General features: G+C 64.6%; 16 protein-coding genes and 1 pseudogene. 11 read left to right on the forward strand and 6 right to left on the reverse strand.

The window, feature by feature from the left end; translation table 11 throughout:
• Window positions 1-195: 195 nt before the first annotated feature.
• The 6 genes from N825_RS29555 to N825_RS29590 all read left to right on the forward strand — a co-directional run bounded on the left by N825_RS29555 (window position 196) and on the right by N825_RS29590 (window position 6,199).
• Window positions 196-1,101 carry a hypothetical protein gene (locus tag N825_RS29555; protein WP_157619622.1) on the forward strand — a complete coding sequence of 302 codons (906 nt, stop codon included), beginning with the start codon at window positions 196-198 and terminating at the stop codon, window positions 1,099-1,101.
• A 343-nt stretch (window positions 1,102-1,444) separates the two neighbouring features.
• Window positions 1,445-2,350 (forward strand): hypothetical protein, encoded by a 906-nt coding sequence (locus N825_RS39895; protein ID WP_051513519.1) that lies wholly within the window; start codon window positions 1,445-1,447, stop codon window positions 2,348-2,350.
• Window positions 2,351-2,382: 32 nt separating this feature from the next.
• Window positions 2,383-2,709 carry a hypothetical protein gene (locus N825_RS29575; protein ID WP_037459788.1) on the forward strand — a complete coding sequence of 109 codons (327 nt, stop codon included), beginning with the start codon at window positions 2,383-2,385 and terminating at the stop codon, window positions 2,707-2,709.
• Between the two features lie 77 nt (window positions 2,710-2,786).
• The gene (locus tag N825_RS29580; protein ID WP_051513522.1) at window positions 2,787-3,629 is read left to right on the forward strand and encodes a M12 family metallopeptidase; all 843 of its coding nucleotides are present in this window, start codon (window positions 2,787-2,789) and stop codon (window positions 3,627-3,629) included.
• A 42-nt stretch (window positions 3,630-3,671) separates the two neighbouring features.
• Complete coding sequence (locus tag N825_RS29585; protein WP_157619623.1) at window positions 3,672-4,955, forward strand: caspase family protein; 1,284 nt, start codon at window positions 3,672-3,674, stop codon at window positions 4,953-4,955.
• Window positions 4,952-6,199 carry a hypothetical protein gene (locus N825_RS29590; RefSeq protein ID WP_037459792.1) on the forward strand — a complete coding sequence of 416 codons (1,248 nt, stop codon included), beginning with the start codon at window positions 4,952-4,954 and terminating at the stop codon, window positions 6,197-6,199. Before N825_RS29585 ends, N825_RS29590 begins: the two co-directional genes overlap by 4 nt.
• Before the next feature lie 69 nt (window positions 6,200-6,268).
• On the opposite strand, the gene N825_RS29595 is transcribed toward N825_RS29590, so the two are convergent.
• From N825_RS29595 to N825_RS29610, 5 genes and pseudogenes are all read right to left on the reverse strand, one after another.
• Complete coding sequence (locus tag N825_RS29595) at window positions 6,269-8,104, reverse strand: ABC transporter ATP-binding protein (RefSeq protein ID WP_051513524.1); 1,836 nt, start codon at window positions 8,102-8,104, stop codon at window positions 6,269-6,271.
• 185 nt (window positions 8,105-8,289) lie between these two features.
• Entirely contained in the window at window positions 8,290-9,030 is a 741-nt protein-coding gene (locus tag N825_RS29600; protein ID WP_198038957.1) for a sugar phosphate isomerase/epimerase family protein, read from the reverse strand.
• Between the two features lie 140 nt (window positions 9,031-9,170).
• Window positions 9,171-9,353 carry a hypothetical protein gene (locus N825_RS40545; RefSeq protein WP_037459793.1) on the reverse strand — a complete coding sequence of 61 codons (183 nt, stop codon included), beginning with the start codon at window positions 9,351-9,353 and terminating at the stop codon, window positions 9,171-9,173.
• 28 nt (window positions 9,354-9,381) lie between these two features.
• Window positions 9,382-9,489 (reverse strand): annotated as a pseudogene (locus N825_RS40950) (GntR family transcriptional regulator); the annotation flags it as partial.
• A gap of 51 nt (window positions 9,490-9,540) precedes the next feature.
• The gene (locus tag N825_RS29610; RefSeq protein ID WP_063833954.1) at window positions 9,541-10,680 is read right to left on the reverse strand and encodes a mandelate racemase/muconate lactonizing enzyme family protein; all 1,140 of its coding nucleotides are present in this window, start codon (window positions 10,678-10,680) and stop codon (window positions 9,541-9,543) included.
• 347 nt (window positions 10,681-11,027) lie between these two features.
• On the opposite strand from N825_RS29610, the gene dctP reads away from it, so the two are divergent.
• Both dctP and N825_RS29620 read left to right on the forward strand, forming a co-directional pair.
• On the forward strand, window positions 11,028-11,477 hold the full coding sequence (gene dctP / locus N825_RS29615) for a TRAP transporter substrate-binding protein DctP (protein WP_051513528.1): 450 nt from the start codon (window positions 11,028-11,030) through the stop codon (window positions 11,475-11,477).
• Between the two features lie 73 nt (window positions 11,478-11,550).
• Window positions 11,551-12,216 (forward strand): MarC family protein, encoded by a 666-nt coding sequence (locus N825_RS29620; protein WP_037459794.1) that lies wholly within the window; start codon window positions 11,551-11,553, stop codon window positions 12,214-12,216.
• Window positions 12,217-12,416: 200 nt separating this feature from the next.
• Here N825_RS29620 and N825_RS29625 read toward each other — a convergent pair whose 3' ends face one another.
• Window positions 12,417-13,424 carry a saccharopine dehydrogenase gene (locus N825_RS29625; RefSeq protein ID WP_037459795.1) on the reverse strand — a complete coding sequence of 336 codons (1,008 nt, stop codon included), beginning with the start codon at window positions 13,422-13,424 and terminating at the stop codon, window positions 12,417-12,419.
• 155 nt (window positions 13,425-13,579) lie between these two features.
• Between N825_RS29625 and N825_RS29630 the strand changes: the two genes are divergently transcribed.
• The 3 genes from N825_RS29630 to ctaD form a co-directional block, all read left to right on the forward strand.
• A complete protein-coding gene (locus N825_RS29630) occupies window positions 13,580-13,963 on the forward strand; it encodes a TetR/AcrR family transcriptional regulator (RefSeq protein ID WP_084165176.1) in 384 nt (127 codons plus the stop codon).
• Between the two features lie 292 nt (window positions 13,964-14,255).
• Window positions 14,256-15,326, forward strand: a complete 1,071-nt coding sequence (locus N825_RS29635) for a cytochrome c oxidase subunit II (protein WP_084165177.1) — start codon at window positions 14,256-14,258, stop codon at window positions 15,324-15,326.
• The coding region (gene ctaD / locus N825_RS29640; RefSeq protein WP_051513531.1) for a cytochrome c oxidase subunit I at window positions 15,323-17,558 on the forward strand (2,236 nt) is incomplete at its 3' end. The genes N825_RS29635 and ctaD, both read left to right, overlap by 4 nt.

Raw genomic sequence — 17,558 nt, forward strand, 5'->3', positions numbered from 1 at the left:
ACCCGTCAATCTACTATCAAAAATAACGAAAACCCAGTGTTTTGTATTGACATTGAAAAATCCCAAATTTACCATGTTTGGCAAGTAAATATCTTGAAAAAAATTCAATACGACCGCATGATATCTCCAGAATATGCTTAGATATGCAATGGTAATCTTTTAATAATTATAAATATAAGAAGAAAAGGAAGTTTCATGAGATATAAATACATATGGGGCTTCATTCCCGCTTTGTTGATGGGGGCATGCTCAAGCTTCGATGCCATCGATTCTCCCTACCCGCCCCACGCGTCAAGCGAGAGGATCAAGGATGAGAGCTCAAGACTGACGCTCATTGAGAATGAAAGCTTTCCCTTCCCGGCGGAGGCCGCGGAACTTCTGAAGTCGCAATGCCAGCCCGCGCCCAGAATGGAGAACGACGCCGCCCTCCTCGCCTTGGGCGTCTCGCTGGTCACCGACATGGCGATCAAGGAAGCGAAGTCGTTCATCGAAAGAGAGGTGAAAATGTACGAGGCCAGTTTCAGCGCCCGGGCGGCGGGACAGTTCTACCGGGAGGATGGCGAATTGCGCTATCTGTGCTTCCGAATGAGCCGGTCCGTGGCGGACATCAAGGAGCCGGTCTTCGATTTTTATGGGAAATTCGAACTGTCGCCGGATGCGGCCGCCGTGCATGCGATTCCCTTGTACCTCAACTACTCCCACACGAAAGCGCGCACCGGGTCTGGTGGGCGGTTCGTCTCGAACATGATCTTGACGATCGAAACGGTCTGGATGGACGAACGCAAGGACGTTCGCGCCGTGAAGGAGACGGCTTTCACATCCAATATCAACTTCGGTCAACTCAGCCTCGACAAACCCGCGCTTCGACTGAATGGCGTCGACGAATCCGCCGCGAGCACTTGGTTCCCATCCGTTCCCCGTTCGGTCCTGATCGATGATCAGGGCAAGGTCTCCCATCGGGGTGACGGCAACTTCACGATCACGGCGACGGTGTTCGAAACGGCGGCGGCGAAGGATGTCATGGCCCAACTCCTGAAGGTGGTTCAGGAAAACGAGGAGGCCATCAGGCGGGAATCGACGTCGCTTTTCAGCGGCGACTGAGGGTTGGGGAGCTTGGACTGGGCGGCGCTCGACACGAAGGATGGGAACGGCCTTGCTGTGCGCTTTGGCATTCGGGGTTCCGATCGGGTGGATCGCCGCTTGGTTCGTCCACACGGCCCGGGGTGGGTGGCGGTCGCTGCTGTTCGCGTTCGGCCTCGTCTCCTCGGCGCTGGCGACGGTTCAACGAGCCGGCGTCGGACCGATGGCGGGAGCGGTGATGGTTCTCGCCGGTGCTGGAATTGGTGTTCTCGGGTATTGGGCTTTCGTCACCCATGCCCAGGGCGGCCAAACGGGACGGAGACCCCGCGACGGAAGCCAGAGTATCGGATAGGAAGGGTCGAACATGGTCATCAAGTTGCTTGGCGCCGGCTCCTTCGGAGTTCTGATCGGCTGGTACATCTACTACGTCAATCGCTACCGCAAGGGTGATGTCCAGCTCAGTGACATAACGACCCTGGTCGGCGTGATCGGAGGCGCCGCGGTCACGACCTTGTTCGATCCCAAGGCCGACCTGTTCGGGGCTTATGGCGTTGGCTTGTTCATAGGTTTCTTCGGGTATTTCACGGTGCTGATCGGGCTGGTCAAGAAGTCGCCGAACTTCGACATGGACTGGTTTCTCGATGGCCGCCGCAAGACCGTCCCAGCCGACTACTACATACCAGGGGAGATCGAGGCGGCGACACGGCCGGCGTTCGACGCCCCACAGCCGGACATGGCACCCGTCGCCGCGGCGGCGAGCGCCGCAGCGATCGCGGCGGTCGGAGCCGTCCTCACCGAGAAGGTCCGGCTGCTCTCCGATGCCGACGCCACGCCGGTCATGCCTGGGGACGCCAATCGCATCATCGCGGCATGCGAGGCCGAGTGGCCGGCCAACAAGGCGGATTGCAGCGGTTTCGTCAAGGATGTCGCCGCGCAGCTCGGCATCACCCTGACCGGCGACGCGGATGGGATCGTCGGCGATATCCACTCGGCCGGGTGGCGGATCCTGCGACGGGGCGTCGACGCGAAGGACGCGGCGGACAAGGGAGAGTTCGTGATCGCGGGGCTGAAGTCCTCCGATCACGACCCGGCCCGCGGTCACGGCCATGTCGCCGTCGTGGTGAGCGGACCGCTCGACGCCGCGTATGGCAAATACCCGACCGTCTATTGGGGGTCGCTCGGCGGCACCGGTGAACGGGCGAAAACCCTGAACTGGGCTTGGCGGAAGTCGGATCGCGATCGCGTCGTCTTCGCGGCCAGACCGATTTGACCAGCGGAAGGGCTGGAGGGGTGCGGGAAATCATGGGTGTCGTCGAATTGCCCGGACCGCTCGATCTGGAGGGCTGGCTTGTCAGGGTCGTCCTGCTCGACGTGTCCCTGGTGGACGCTCCGGCCATCCAACTGGCGGAGACGCGGTTTCCGGCACCCGCCGGCGTGCTCTCGTCCTTGCCTTTCAGCTTGGCGATCGGAGCCGTGCCACCCCGCGCCAGACTGATCCTGAGCGCCGAGGTGCGGCGGGACGCGGCCGCGGAACCTCAGCCGGGCGATCTTCGCAACGTGGTCTCGATACCCTGGGATGGCGTCGATCCGCGCTGGGCCTGGAGAATTCCAGTGGCCGTGACCCAGTAAAAATTGGGTAAAAAAGCAGAAAAAGAGCGGTCATCACAATAATAACCAAACATAGGTTTGCGAAAAGGAGAGTGGAAATGACTGATCAACACAAGCATGGCTATCTTGTTGGGGGCGAGGTCCACAGAGCGTTCATCAAGCCGCAACACGACAAGCCCTGGACCGCGGTCCAGTATGCGGCGGTCGAGGTCGATGACTACGAGCATGTCACGGACGAGGACCAGCAACCGGGCAAGAAGACGCTGGCCGTCTGCGAGGGCTGCATCATCCTGGGCACCCATGCCGACATGAAGGCCACCGCCGACCATCTGCTCGCCAATCCGAGCCAGTTGGAAACAAACGAGGTGATGGGCAGCGCCATCATAGGCGACCGTTACAGGTGGAAGAACGGGAAGATTCCATTCCGGATCCATCCGGCCCTGAGGGATCAGTATCGCGTGTACGACGCCATCAAGCACTGGCATGAGATGACTCCGATCAGGCTGGAGCCCCACTCGGCCGGTTCCGACTATGTCGAGTTCGTGCCCGGCTCGGGATGCGCCTCCGCGGTCGGTCGCCAGGGCGGTCGGCAGGAGATCATCGTTGGGCCAGGTTGCACCACGGGCAACCTGATCCATGAGATCGGCCATACCGTCGGGCTGTGGCATGAACAAAGCCGCATCGACCGTGACGCCTGGGTCGAAATCCTGTGGTCGAACATGGATCCGCGATACAGCCACAACTTCGAACAGCACATCACCGATGGGATCGATCTCAACTACTACGATTACGGTTCGATCATGCATTATCCGTCCAACGCGTTTTCCAGGAACGGGCAACCGACCATTCGGCCGCGCCGGAACGGACCGGAGATGGGCCAGCGATCCGGCTTGAGCGTCGGCGACATCGCGGCCGTCAGGGCCATCTGCTCACGTATCTGAGGATCAACCGGCCGGTGTCGGAACGGGGTGGGAGCGAGCGCCATGTCCAATTCGCTGATCATCGATAATCGCGCGGCCGTCAAAGGTCCCGGACTTCACGCGCTGATCGTGGGGGTCAGCGAATACGACCATCTGCCGGACCACGACGATCCCCCCGATCCCGCCACGTGGGATCTGAAGAAACTGGGAGCTCCCGCCCTCAGCGCCTTTCGCTTGAAGGATTGGCTGGAACAGGCGGGAGCGACCTTGGCATCGCCGCTCAAGACTTGCCGACTATTGCTCTCGCCATCGGAGACGGAATTGACGGCCGAGCCCGCGTTGCGGGCCTTTCTCACGGCTCGCGCCAATCTCGGTCCCGGCAACGACGTCCCGTTGGCGACCCGGAGCAACTTCCAGATCGCGGCGAGCGCTTGGCGGAAGGATGCCATGGATGATCCGGAGAACGTCACCTTCTTCTATTTCGGAGGTCACGGCATCCAACTTGGGCCAGAAGAGGCCATCATGATGTTCGCCGACATCTTCGAACCGGATTGGACGGCTCTCGACCGTTGCGCGCGTTTCAGTAATGTGCGGAATGGGATGGCGCCCTCGGCCCAATTCGCCAAGATCGCGAACCGGCAATTCTACTTCGTCGATTGCTGCCGATACATGCCGGATCCCGCCAAGAACCTCCACAATCCCCAGCCACCCGACGTCTTCGACGTGGCGGTCAACACCTTGGATCGGCGGGAAGCCCCGGTTTACTTCGCGACGGTGGACGGGTCGGTGGCGACCGGCTGGCGCGGCCGGGAAACCGTGTTCGCGCGAGCCCTGCTGCATGGGCTGGGGAATGGGGCCGATGATCCGGAGGATGATGGCGAGGGCGGCACCACCTGGCCCGTCAAGGCGACCAGCCTGAAGGTCGCCATGGAGCGCCATATGACACTGCATGGCCCCGTCCAGGACATCGTCCTGTCGAGCCTCGTCAAGGATCCGGTGCTGGTCAACCTCGCGGAGCCGCCCAGGGTCGATGTCGAAGTCGAGATCCTGCCCACGTCGCTGCTGAACAACTGCGCGATCGCGATCTCCGATCAGGAGACGAATCACATTTTCAACGAGCGGCCCTGGCAAACCGAACGGATCAGGGCGACCGGTGTCACCGCCGGGCCGTATAACCTCAGGGTGACGTCCGATCGCCTCCGCGTCAGTCCCTATTCCAAGCTGATTTTCATCAACAACCGCTTCAAGGTGCCTTGGCGGCATAACCTGTCGTCCGTTCTGACGCCTCCCGTGGTGGCGACCGCGCCGGCGGGGTCTGGAGCCGGACCGACGGAGGGTGGACGATGACGACCGAAAAGACCGGCGCCGTCGTGGTCAGGGTCGATCGATCGGCGTCGGGCGAGGGTGGGGCGGTTCCGGTGGAGATCCGCGACCTCCGAAGCATGGTCGTGCGCGCGCGGGGTTTCTCCGATCAGCGGATCAGCCTGTCGCCCGGCAGTTATCTCGTCACTGCGACCCTTCCCGATGGGGAACAGGCGGCGGCCGACTCCCCGATGGAGATCGGCGCGGATGTTGGTGACGAAGCCCTGGAGGTCATCCTATCGAGCCTGTCCTCGGTCCTCGATGAGGACTTGAGCGAAGGAAGCCCAATGGAGTTCGACGCCGTCGCCGTTCCTCCTTCCCTTTCCATTCCGGCTCTGGTCATTCCCTTGTCCAGGGATGCGCAGGACAAGTCCGAGGTGCCGCCCGAGTGCGAACTCATCCAGGGTTCCTGGCTGGATTACTGGATGAATCCAAATGGACCATCCTCCCTATCGCGGGCTTCGTCGAAGGCCGGGATGTCGACGCTGACGATCACCCGGGAGGATCAGCCATGCCTCTTGCGGGTGACCCAGGGCGACCAGATCCGGCATTTCGCCATACCTGTCGATCACGCGGGGCCGACAACGATCACGCTATGCCATGATCCCGATCGCCAGCCGGCGGCCGAACTGGATTTCGGACGGGCGGACGTCAACGCCTTCTTCCGTTACGTCGATCTTGGCTTCGCGCCGGAAGCGCGGTTCATGTCGAAGCGGACCGTCGATCAGGCCGAGTCGTTCCTCGGCGGAAACCGGCCATCGATCCTCGGCGGCATTCTTGGGGGCTATGTCCTGCTGCGCGCCAACGAGATCGATTTCATGAGGTGCTGGATGGCCGGCAACAGCACGGAACACCTCATGTCATATCCCGATGTCAGGGCGATCCGGATCGAGTTTTTGGCCCGGGAGGGCAGGCACCCCGAGGCGGTGAGAGAATTGTTGAAGCTGCCCGATGCCGGTGCTCCGTGGTTCAGGTCCGGCATCGCCTATTTGGCCGACCGAGCGCGGACATACATGTTGCTGGCCCAGCGGGAACGCGACCGTTTCAAGAGCGAGGGTCATGAGGGCGAACCCCTCATTCCGGAGCTTGATCTGCGCCTTTCGGCGGATGTCCACTCCCGATTGACGCGGTTGGACGCCACCCTGTCGCGTTTGACCTCCGCGCTGGACCTGAGATCGACGACATCGGTCTATCTCGGGCTTCGCCCCTCGCTCTCCGACCCTCGATGAACCGGGATCGCCTATCCTGGATGCGGGACAGGCCGAGGCCAATCTCCGGCCGTGGATGGCGCCTTCCGATCAGGTCCCGGCGGCCAGCGCGTCGCGTTGCTCCGAGCGGGTGACCTCGCGCCACATCTCGCGGAACCGGGGCTGGCGCGCGATCAGCTCGTCCAGGGTTCCGGCGTCGGCGATCTGGCCGTCGCGCATGAAGACGATGGTGTCGAACCGCGTCAGCAGGTGCAGCCGGTGGATCGAGGAGACGAGGCAGGCCTCCGGGAACTCCGCCATCAGGTTGGCGTAGACGCGTGCCTCGGTCGCGGGGTCCAGGCTGCTGGTCGGCTCGTCCAGCATGATCAGGGAGCTGCGCTTGGCCGCCAGGATGCCGCGCGCCAGCGCCAGCCGCTGCTTCTGGCCGCCCGACAGGTTGCCGCCGCGCTCGACGATGACGGTGTCCAACCCCAGGGGCATGCGATCCACGATGGGGGTCAGACAGGCGAGATCGCAGGCGCGCTGGATTTCCGCCGCCGAGTAATCGAGCCCCATGGTGATGTTGTACGCAACCGTGTTCTCGAAGATCTCCGGATCCTGCGGGATCAGGGTGGAGATGGCGCCGAGCCCCGCCAGATCGGGATGCGGCACGCCATCGACGGCGATGCCGATCCGGTCGGCGTCGTAGAGGCCGCTGAGCACCCGCATGAGCGAGCTTTTGCCTGATCCGCTCTCGCCCACCAGGGCAATGCGGGAGCCGCGGCGAAGGCCGATCGCGATATCATCCAGGGTGGGCTTGGGGTCCAGCGTGGGCGAGCGGTGGTTCGGGTGGCGGAAGGTCAAGCCGCCGATCGCGATCGCGCGCCAATCCGGCTCGATGGCGCCGGTCAGCCCGGAACGGCTCGGCGCGTCCAGGATCTCGTCGGCCCCGCCGAGGTCGACATGGGCGCGGACGACGCCCTGCCAGTGGTTGGCGATGGTGCCGACGGTGTCGCCGATTTGCTGGGAATACTGGTAGACCATGACGGCGGTGCCGACCATGATCGCGGCGCCCTCGCGCCAGAGCAGCCAGACATAGAGCGCCACCAGCCCCAGCCGGAAGACGTTGCCGACGAGGTCGAGCGTGCACCATTTGGCCTCGTTGATCAGGACGCTCCGCCGGATCGGGGCGAACATCTCGCGCAGCCGCCGGGTCAGCGCCACCCGCATGGCGTCCTGGAGGCGCAGCGTCATGACGGTGGAGACGTTGCCGAGGCTGTCCACCAGCTCGGCCGAATAGCGGCGGCCGGCCCGGTTCTCGTCGTCGGCCAGCCGCGCCATGGCGCGGTCCAGGTGATACAGAATGACGCCCAGCGCGGCGTAGCCAACCATGGCGACGGCACCGGTGACGCCCGAGATCGCGCACAGGGCGACCACGGGACCAATCAAGCCGACGACGCTTTGGAGATAGAGGAACTGGTTCTGCGAGAAGTCGAACAGCGCCGCGTCGGCCTTGCCGATCCGCTGGATCGTGTCGCCGGTGTGGTGGCTCTCATGCCAGCCCATCGGCAGCGACATCAGCTTGCGGTACAAGACATCGACGAAGCGCTCGCGGATGCGCAGCGCCGTGAACCGCTCGATCACGCGGCCCGGGCCATGCAGCGCCCAGCCCAGGATCGAGAAGCCCAGCATCCAGAGCATGTCGACGGCGGCCTGGGGCACGCCCTCGTTGCCGCCCTTCTGGAGGTCGTTGACGGCGTTGCCGAAGAAGTACGGTATCGCCAGCCGCGCGGTTTGCGCCGCGACCAGCAGGACGACGAAGGCGACGACGAGGTGCCTGCCGCCTTCGGCGTGACGCCACAGCGCACCGTAGAGCTTGCCCAGTCCGAGGCCGGAGCCAGAGCCGGAGGCGGCGCGCGGCCGGCCCCCCACGTCGGTTGATCCCATCGTCCCTTGATCCCTACGCCATGGGTCTCGGCCGGGCGGCGGGTGCCGGTGGCTGTTCCTCGACAGCGCGACGATATGGTGGGGCAGGGGAGGCGTTGAAACGTCCCGCGGCGAAAAACGCCATCACCTGGACGAGACGCCGACCCGCGATTCCAGCATGGCGCCGTGGACGGCGGGGATTGGTTTCAGAGACCGTGCTGGTCGAGCAGGAACTGGCCATCGCGCGCCACCTCGTCGCCATGGGCGAACATGTTCCGCCAGGCCGCGACGCCGGCGGTGATGTCGGGGTGGGACACCGCCGAGGAGAACGCCTCGACTCCGATCAGGCCCTGGTAGTCGGCGGCCTTGAGCCGGCGGAGCATGGGCGCGAAGTCGATCGAGCCCTGGGTCAGGCGGCCCCTGTGGTTCTGGTCGATCTCGAAATAGCCCAGGTGGGGAATGGCGAGGTCGAGGGCGCCCAGCATGTCGTCCTCCTCGATGTTCATATGGAGCGTGTCGAGGTGGACGAAGACATTGTCCATGCCGATCAGCCCGATCATGCGGATCGCGTCGGCCGCCGTGTTGATCAAGTTGGTCTCGTAGCGATTGACGACTTCCAATGTCAGCCGCATGCCCATCGACTTGGCCCGCTCAGCCACGATCCGCAGCCCGTCGGCCGACGCCTGGAAGTTCTCCTCCATCGCGACCTTGGTGGCCTTGCCGAAGGCGCCGTAGAGGATGCCGCCCATGCGGTCCGAGCCCATGTCGCGCGCCAAGGCCAGCGCCGCGCAATGCCGGTCGACACCGCGCTCGTGGATCTCCGGAGCGGTGCTGGAGATGTCGTTGTCGACCTGGAGCGGCGAGGTGCTGACCGCCTTGATGCCAGCCTTTTCGCAAAGATCCGCGATGGCGCCGGGCTCGATCGTCTCGTGGTCGCGGATCGGCACGACGATGTGGCCTTAGCCCAAGGCCGCGGCTCGCTCGATCGCGTAGGCGCCGTCCTGGGTGCTCCAGCGGGGGATCCAGGTGTAGCTGCGGATGGAGCGCTTGTTCATGGGATCCGGTTCCTCGGTGCTGAAGTGGCCGTTCAAGGTTGCTTGTTCGGCGGGATTGGCTGTTCGAAGAAGTCGCCGTGCCGGCTGAAGATGTCCTCGCGCATGGATTCGAGCATCTTGAGGTGGGCCAGCGATTGCGCCTTGGTCGCCTCGACGTCGTTGGCCGTGATGGCCCCAGTCGGGAGAAGCTTGGCGCACGGGAGTGCGGCTGACACCGAATTCCTCCGCGACCGCGTTCTCGAAGATCATCGAGCCAGGGCGGAGCGCCAGCGAGATGATCCGCTTCCGCAATTCGCCATGGACCATGCTGTCGAGCGTGTTCCTTTCAAGTACCACCCTGTCCGTCATCATCTTCTCCACCTGGCGCTCACGGGCTCCATCAAGGGTACCGGTTGAGGGGAGCTACCGTTTGCTCCCCCCGGAGAAGCTACTCCGGACGGCGGCCGAATCCACGGAGCACGCCGCGAGGGCTGTCTTGTCGAAGACGATGCCGTGCCCCGGCCGGTCCGACGGGATGCCGACGCCATCCCGGGTCGCGATGGGGATCTCCAGCAGCCCAAGCTCGGTCAGGCTGCCGCCGACCACGTCCTCCAGCATGAAGCCGTTGGGCACGCCGCACAGCAGCGGCAGCGACAGCTCCATCATGTAGTGGGGGGCGATCGGCTTGCCGAAGGTCTCGGCCAGGTGGGCGATCTTCAGCCATTCGGTGACGCCGCCCACGAAGGCCACATCGGCCTGGACGATGTCGACCGCGTCGGCGCGCAGGTATTCGAGGAATTGCGACTTGCCGTGGAGGCTTTCGCCCAAGGCGATCGGCATGCTGGCCTGGCGCCGCAGCTCGGCGTGGCCGCGGACATCGTGGTGGACCATCGGCTCCTCGATCCAGGCGAGACCCAGCGGGTCCAGCTGGGCGACGGCCTGGATCGCCTGCGCGGTGTCCCATTTCTGGTTGAGGTCGACCATCAGGCGGCCGCCCGGCGGCAGCGTTTCCTTGACCACGCGAATACGCTCGATGTCCTCGTCCAGGTCCGGCTTGCCGATCTTGATCTTGATGCTGGAAAAGCCCCGCGAGACATAGTCCCTGGCGCGCGCCGCCAGATCGCCGGCCGTGTCCCCGGCGCTCAGGTTGATCTCGCTGATATAGGAAGGAATGCTGGAACGGGCACCACCCACCAGACGGTGGAGCGGCATGCCGTGATGCTTGCCGATGATGTCCCAGACGGCGACGTCGATCGCCGCGATGGCCATCGAGTTGACACCCAGGCCGAGCCGGCGGGACTGACCGGCGAGTTTGGTCCAAACCCGTTCGTAGTCGAGCGGATCCATTCCGATGATAAGGTTGGAAAGATAATCGTCGATCAAAGTTCTGATCGCGGTGCCGCCAATGTCTACCGTGTAGCTAAGCCCAGTCCCAACTATTCCCGTGTTGGTGACAAGTTCCACGACGATGAATTCGAGCGACTGTACCTTGTTCGTCGCATCCTCCCACGGCGATGCCGGCGGCAGGCGGTGCAAGCTGGTCGAAATACCTTCGATTCTCATTATGGCTCTCCCTTGGATAGCTTAGTAGCATTTTTGCATTCTTGGATACAAGTGTGCAAGATCGGCTGGAAACGCGAATTGTTCGGTCAAATCAAAAACATCAACTGGGGAGATGATAAAGTGAACACCCTCAAAAAGCGGCTGGCGACCCTGCTGGGCGCCACCGGCCTCATGCTGTCGGCGAATGTCGCGACCGTGCAGGCACAGGACTACGTTCTCCGGTTCAACCACGTCCATAGCCCGGCCGAAGCCTATCAGCAGGCTTTCCTGAGCGGGTCGAGGAGTGGACCAAGGGCGGCCAGAACACCGACGCGGCCCGCCACGGCAACTATGTCCGCGAGATCACGGTGCCGAACGGTCCCTATTTCGTCGAGACGCTGAAGGACGCCTTCGCGCTCGCCGAGCTGGAGGGTGTCAAGGGATGGCGGTGGGAACTGGCCGAGACTCATGGCCTGAAGGTGGTCCGCTTCGATTTCGTCCAGGGCGAGCGCCACATGTTCACCAACTCGGACGTGCGAAACCCCGGCGACCTGTCGGGCCTGCGCATCCGCACCCCGCCGGCCCCGATCTGGCAGGAGTCGGTCCGGGCGCTGGGTGCCGCCCCGACCGCGATGAGCTTCGGCGACATCTATCCGGGATTGCAGCAGCGCGCGATCGACGGCGCCGAACCGACCTACGCCAACATCCGTCCATCCAACCTGCAGGAAACGCCGACCCGCGTCACTGAAATCGGCCACATCCTGCTGATCCTCATCCGGCGACTGGTGCTTCTGGTGCCGAACCTGATCTTCGGATAGAAATGGCATGGAGCGCGGATCCAGGGTCTTCGCGGGCACTGGATTTGGCGCGAACGGGCGAGGCCGGAGACGAATGGACAGCATACCCGCGGCGCAAAGCTTCCTCCTCGCCCTCTCCGCCCTGTTCTCGATCGTCAATCCCCTCGGCTCCGCGTTGATCTTCAGTCAGGTCACCGCCGACCGCAGCCACGCCGAGCGGTTGAACATCGCGCGGCGGATCGGTGTCTATTCGGCGCTGGTCATGCTGGGGGCGCTGTGGGGTGGCGCCTATATCCTGGCGTTCTTCGGTGTCAGTCTGGCCGCCCTGCGGATCGCCGGCGGCATCTATGTGGCGTCGCGGGCCTGGAGCCTGCTGCAGGCGCCCGAGACCACCGAGGAGCGGAAGCAGGAACAGGCTTCCCACGCCGAGGGCGCCGAGGACGTCGCGTTCTTCCCACTGACCATACCCTTCACGACCGGCCCCGGCACCATCGCGGTGGCGATCGCCCTGGGCTCCAACCTGCCGGCGGGCGAGCGGGGCTTCCTGTCGTTCTTCGTCGGCGCCTCGGCGGCGGCGCTGGTGATGGCGCTGGTCGTCTGGCTGGCCTACGCGTCGGCCGACCGGCTGGTGGGGCTGCTGGGACAGGCCCGCTCGCGGGTCCTGACGCGGCTGACCGCGTTCCTGCTGCTGTGCATCGGCACCGAGATCGCGGTCAACGGCGTGACCGACGCCCTGCGGCCGCTGATGGCGGGGCGGTAGGGCGGAGCGGATGAATTCAAGCTGGTTCACCGATCTCATAATCAAGATTATGGAAATGTTTTTGGGTATATAACGCGTGATGCTTTGGTTTCGACGATCGTCCGTTCGGCGGCGCCTTCAGGACGGCACGGAACATTCCCGCGCACCTCCTGAAGGGCTTGTCGAAACTCAGCTCTTCGACACGATCCAATCGCCTCGCGTCAGCGCGCGTCCAGCGTCATGACCTTGCCGCCGATCCTGTCCAGACGTTCGAAGTAGGCTCGGGATTCGAGGAGCTGATACGGGAAGTAGAGGCCGGGCGGTGTCGCCGGCTCGCCGTCGAGGCCGATCAGCCGTTCGAGAACCATGGCGACGCCGAGAGCGGTCAAGGGCATCTGTCCTTCGGGATGGAGGATGGCGTGGCGGGTGCGGAGGGGCTGGCCCGCGTGATCCTCACCGGCGAGTTCGATGATGATCTCTGTCGACATCGGTTCCCCACGGCGCCGTGTCGAGCTGACGCCCGTGGCGAGGTTGAATTGGACGTTCGGGGCACTGGTCGCGGCGGCCAGTCCCATGACGTCGAAGGGTGAAAAGGCCACGGCCTCCATCTCGGTGCCGTCGATGGCGCGGAACCGGGCTTCGGCATCCTCGCCGAGGCGCCAGAAGAAGGCGCCGTCGCGGCGGGTGAGCGCCGCCGGCAGGATCTCGCCCAAGCGCCGCATGTCGATGGCCGCCGCCGGTCCGCCGGTATCCTGTTCGTCCAACAGCGCGCCGATGGTGATGTCGTGGACGTGGCGGAAGTCCTTGACGAACTCCAGCGCGGGTACCGTCACGGCACCGACCAGCCATTCAGCGCCGAGAACCACCGCCGAGGCGCCCGGCGATTGGACATAGGCCGCCACCTCGGGGGCGATCTCGGACGCGCCAGAGGAGATGCCGACATGGGGCACGCCCCGTGCCTGGGCGAACCGGAGGCTGGAAATCGCGTCATCCTTGACGAAGACGGCGACGGCGCCGACCTCCCGCCCGCCAAGGCCGAGATCGTCGGCCGTGAGATCGAGCGCCACGCCTTCGGCGTTGCCAATCACAGCCGCGACCTCTTTCGCCTTGGCGAGGTCACGGCCGCCGATCAGCAGGGGAACGTCGGGGCTGGCGGCACGAAGATATTGGGCCGTCCGACGGCCAACCATGCCGGAACCGCCGGCCAAGAGAACGGGAGCTGGTGACATTGCGATACCTTTCGAACCTGGGTCATCATAACCTACCATCTGTAGATTACGGTTAGTAGATTACCTATGGTAGGTTCTACAAGAAGGAAATCCACATCGTGACCAATTTTCCGTGACCGGACGCGCCCGAGACGGTCCCGGGCCGACTCTCGAAGGTGGATCGGCGGCGCCAACTACTCGATGTGGCGCTCGCCGTTCTCCACGAGGAAGGGGCCGACCGGTTGTCGTTGGGACATCTGGCCGCCCGCGCCGGTGTCTCCAAGCCGATCCCATACGAACACTTCGGCACACGGTCGGGCTTGTTGATCGAACCTTGCAAGGAACTCGACGGGCGGCAGGTGACCGCCTTGCGGGACGCCTTGAGGAGCGTTCGAACGAATTCGGTGGACACCGCCGATGTCCTGGCGACCGCCTATATCCACTGTTCCGCCGATACCGGCGGCGAATGCGCCCTGATGATCGGGGGTCACCGCCGCGAGAAGGAAGCCGCCGAAGCGTTTTCCGCCCTGATTCAAGGCGGCCTGATCCGGGCGGCCTGAACCGGGCGAACTGATCGGGCGCGCGCCATCGCCGGCCGCGTTCGGAAAGGCGCGGAACATTCCCCGGCAAGGTTCGTTTCCGGCGTGCGAGATTCGGTGATAACCGCGCTATGCGGCGGAAAGGCGGGATTCCGGGGTGATGAAGTCCACATGTCGTGGGCCGCACGCCGGTAGGATTCCTGGCTTCGGCGCCAACCAAGCGTCGGGATTCGATCCGGACTGGAGCCGCCGACCGTCCAGCGGGAAACCGCTGGAGGGTTCCCCGTCCACTTCCTGAAGAGCTTGGCCGAACTTGCCGGATTTCCCAACAGAAACACGATCGTTCCCCAAGGCGCTCCACCGGACGATCCATCGTCCCGCCGGCGCCCGGATCCCCCGAGCCGTGGCGGCCCTGGCGGCGACGTCGCCCCTCGTGGCGGCCTGCGCCGGTCCCCAGTCGACCTTCACCGCCGCGGGAACGGAATCCGAAAGTGTCCTATTCCTGTTCTACGTCATGGTGGCGGGCGGTACCGCGATCTGGCTGTTCGTCATCGGGCTCAGCCTGTACGCCGTGCGGACGACGCCGGCCAAGGATGGCGCGCGGATCGGCGTGCGGCTGATAATCTGGGGTGGCTGCGTCTTTCCGACCGTGGTGCTGACGGCGCTGCTGTTCTGGGGTCTCAAGGAGATGCCGGGATACCGCCGCCCCGCCGATGGACCGCGGATCGCGGTATCCGGCGAGCGGTTCTGGTGGCGCGTCGCCTATGACGTCGAGGGGGAGCCCGGCATCGTCAAGAGCTTGCCGACCGGCGGCGTGGAGAGCGCCAACGAGATCTGGATTCCGGTCGGACGCCGGACCGAGATCCTGCTGGGCAGTCCCGATGTCATCCATTCCTTCTGGGTGCCGGCGCTCGCCGGCAAGACCGACATGATCCCGGGGCGGGTCAACCGGCTTGTCCTGGAGCCGACCGTCGAGGGCGTCTACAACGGCGTCTGCGCCGAGTTCTGCGGCAGCGCCCACGCCCAGATGGCCTTCCGCGTCGTCGTCGTCTCGGAGGATGCGTACGCCGCCCATGTCGCGGCCCAAGCCGAGCCGGCTGCGGTGGTCGCCAGCCCCGGGCTCGATCGGTTCATCGAGAATGGCTGCGCCGCCTGCCACACGGTGCGGGGCACGCCCGCCGACGGCTCGGTCGGCCCCGACCTCACCCATGTCGCCTCGCGCCGGACCATCGGCGCCGGCCTGCTCGAGACCACGGAGGCCAACCTGGCCGACTTCATCCGCGCCACCGACCACGTCAAGCCAGGCGTGGAGATGCCTTCCTTCGGCGCGCTGCCCGATGACGAGGTCGCCGTGATCGCCCGCTGGCTGGGAGAACTGCGATGACCGGCACAACTGGGGGCACGCCTGGCGGCGCGGCGGCGATCCCCGACGACGAGGCGATCCGCCGGGGTCAGGAGGAGCGGCTGGAGAAGGTCTGGGAAACGCCGAAGGGTTGGCGCTACTGGTCGGCCGTCAACAATACGGAAGTTGGCATCTGGTATACCGCCACCGCCTTCGCCTTCATGCTGTTCGCCGGCGTGCTGGGATTGATGGTCCGTGTCCAGCTGGCGGTGCCCGAGAACGATTTCCTGACGGCGGCCTTCTATAATCAGGTCTACACGCTGCACGGCACGGTGATGATGTTCCTGTTCGCCGTGCCGATCTTCGAGGCGGTGGCGATCGTCATCCTGCCCCAGATGCTCGGTGCACGCGACCTGCCCTTTCCCCGGCTGTCGGCGTTCGGCTATTGGTGCTTCCTGATCGGCGGCGTCTTCGTCTCCGGCTCGATCTTCTTCGGGGCGGCGCCGGAGGGCGGCTGGTTCATGTATCCGCCGCTGACGACGCAGGAGCGGTTCACGCCGGGATATGGGCCGGACATCTGGCTGCTGGGACTGTCGTTCATCGAGGTCGCCTCGATCGCGGCGGCGGTCGAACTGATCGTCGGCACGCTGAAATGCCGGCCACCCGGCATGCGGCTCAACCTGATGCCGCTCTACGCGTGGTACGTCCTGGTCGTCGCCGGCATGATCCTGTTCGCGTTCCCGCCGCTGATCGCCGGCGACATCCTGTTCGAGATGGAGCGGCTGTTCAATTGGCCGTTCTTCGATCCGGAACGGGGCGGCGACCCGATGCTGTGGCAGCACCTGTTCTGGATCTTCGGCCACCCCGAGGTCTACATCGTCTTCCTGCCGGCCATCGCCTTGGTCGCCATGATCGTGCCGACCTTCGCGCGGCGCCCCCTGATCGGATATTCGTGGATCGTGCTGGCGGCGGTCGGCACCGGCTTCCTGTCGTTCGGGCTGTGGGTCCACCACATGTACGCGACCGGGCTGCCGTCGATCTCGCTGGGCTTCTTCTCCGCCGCGTCCGAGGCGGTCGCGATCCCGACGGGTGTCCAGGTCTTCGTCTTTATCGCGACACTGCTGGCGGGCCGCGTCGTGCCGTCGGTGCCGCTGCTGTTCGTCAGCGGCGCGCTGGCGGTCTTCGTGATCGGCGGGCTGACGGGCGTCATGGTGGCGCTGGCGCCGTTCGACTGGCAGGCGCACGACACCTATTTCATCGTGGCGCACCTCCACTACGTCCTGATCGGCGGCATGCTGTTCCCGATCGTCGCCGGCGTCTATTACTACTGGCCGCTGGTCGGCATGAGGCGGCTGTCGGACCGGCTGGGCAAGGTCGCCTTCTGGCTGATGTTCGTCGGGTTCAATCTGGCGTTCTTCCCCATGCACCTGTCCGGTCTGATGGGAATGCCGCGGCGGGTGTGGACCTATCCGACGGGAATCGGGCTCGATCTGCCAAACCTGCTGTCCACGATCGGCGCCTTCGTCTTCGCCTCCGGCTTCCTCATCGTCGTCTTCGACGTGCTGCGGCCGAAGGGGAAACAGCCCTACGCGGAGCGCAACACCTGGAACGCCGGGACGCTCGAATGGCTGGCCGAGGTTCCCGGCAAGGAATGGGGCGTGCGTTGCGTCCCCGTGATCAAGACACGCTACCCGCTGTGGGAACAGCCGGGGTTCGTGGAGGACTACGACAAGGGCCGCTTCTATCTGCCGGACGCCGAGGAGATGGAACGCGAGACGATGGTGACCAGCGTGCTGGACGGCGATCCGGTGCAGTGCCTGCGCGTTCCCGGTCCGACATTCATGACCATGGGCGCCGCGATCCTGCTGGGCGCCGTCTTCATCTTCGCGACCTTCCACTGGTGGTGGGCCACCGTTGTCGCCATGGTGCTGACCACGATCTCGGTCCTGGTCTGGCTGTGGCGCGGCACGGCGATGATCCCGGAGAAGGCGGAGAAGGACATCGGCCTCGGCGTGACGGTGCCGCTCTACATGTCGGGCCCGAAATCGGTCGGGTGGTGGGCGATGTTCATCACCATGATCGGCGACGGCACCGCCTTCCTGTCGCTGATCTTCGCCTATTTCTTCTACGTCACTATCCATGACAACTTCCCGCCGGCCGGAACGGAACCGCCGGGGCTGTTCTGGCCGCTGGCCTCGGCGGCGCTCACCCTCGGCGCCTGGGCCGCGGCGCGGCTGGCGCGGCGGGTCAACAAGGCCGGGTCGGTCGGCTTGG

It is taken from the genome of Skermanella stibiiresistens SB22 (genome assembly GCF_000576635.1).
GTDB classification, from domain to species: domain Bacteria; phylum Pseudomonadota; class Alphaproteobacteria; order Azospirillales; family Azospirillaceae; genus Skermanella; species Skermanella stibiiresistens.

Coding starts and splice junctions, on each gene's coding strand:
- N825_RS29585 (WP_157619623.1), top strand. CDS start 3,672: ATGTCCAATTCGCTGATCATCGATAATCGCGCGGCCGTCAAAGGTCCC.
- N825_RS29575 (WP_037459788.1), top strand. CDS start 2,383: ATGGGTGTCGTCGAATTGCCCGGACCGCTCGATCTGGAGGGCTGGCTT.
- N825_RS29610 (WP_063833954.1), bottom strand. CDS start 10,680: ATGAGAATCGAAGGTATTTCGACCAGCTTGCACCGCCTGCCGCCGGCA.
- N825_RS29555 (WP_157619622.1), top strand. CDS start 196: ATGAGATATAAATACATATGGGGCTTCATTCCCGCTTTGTTGATGGGG.
- N825_RS39895 (WP_051513519.1), top strand. CDS start 1,445: ATGGTCATCAAGTTGCTTGGCGCCGGCTCCTTCGGAGTTCTGATCGGC.
- N825_RS29620 (WP_037459794.1), top strand. CDS start 11,551: ATGGACAGCATACCCGCGGCGCAAAGCTTCCTCCTCGCCCTCTCCGCC.
- N825_RS29590 (WP_037459792.1), top strand. CDS start 4,952: ATGACGACCGAAAAGACCGGCGCCGTCGTGGTCAGGGTCGATCGATCG.
- N825_RS29580 (WP_051513522.1), top strand. CDS start 2,787: ATGACTGATCAACACAAGCATGGCTATCTTGTTGGGGGCGAGGTCCAC.
- N825_RS29625 (WP_037459795.1), bottom strand. CDS start 13,424: ATGTCACCAGCTCCCGTTCTCTTGGCCGGCGGTTCCGGCATGGTTGGC.
- N825_RS29595 (WP_051513524.1), bottom strand. CDS start 8,104: ATGGGATCAACCGACGTGGGGGGCCGGCCGCGCGCCGCCTCCGGCTCT.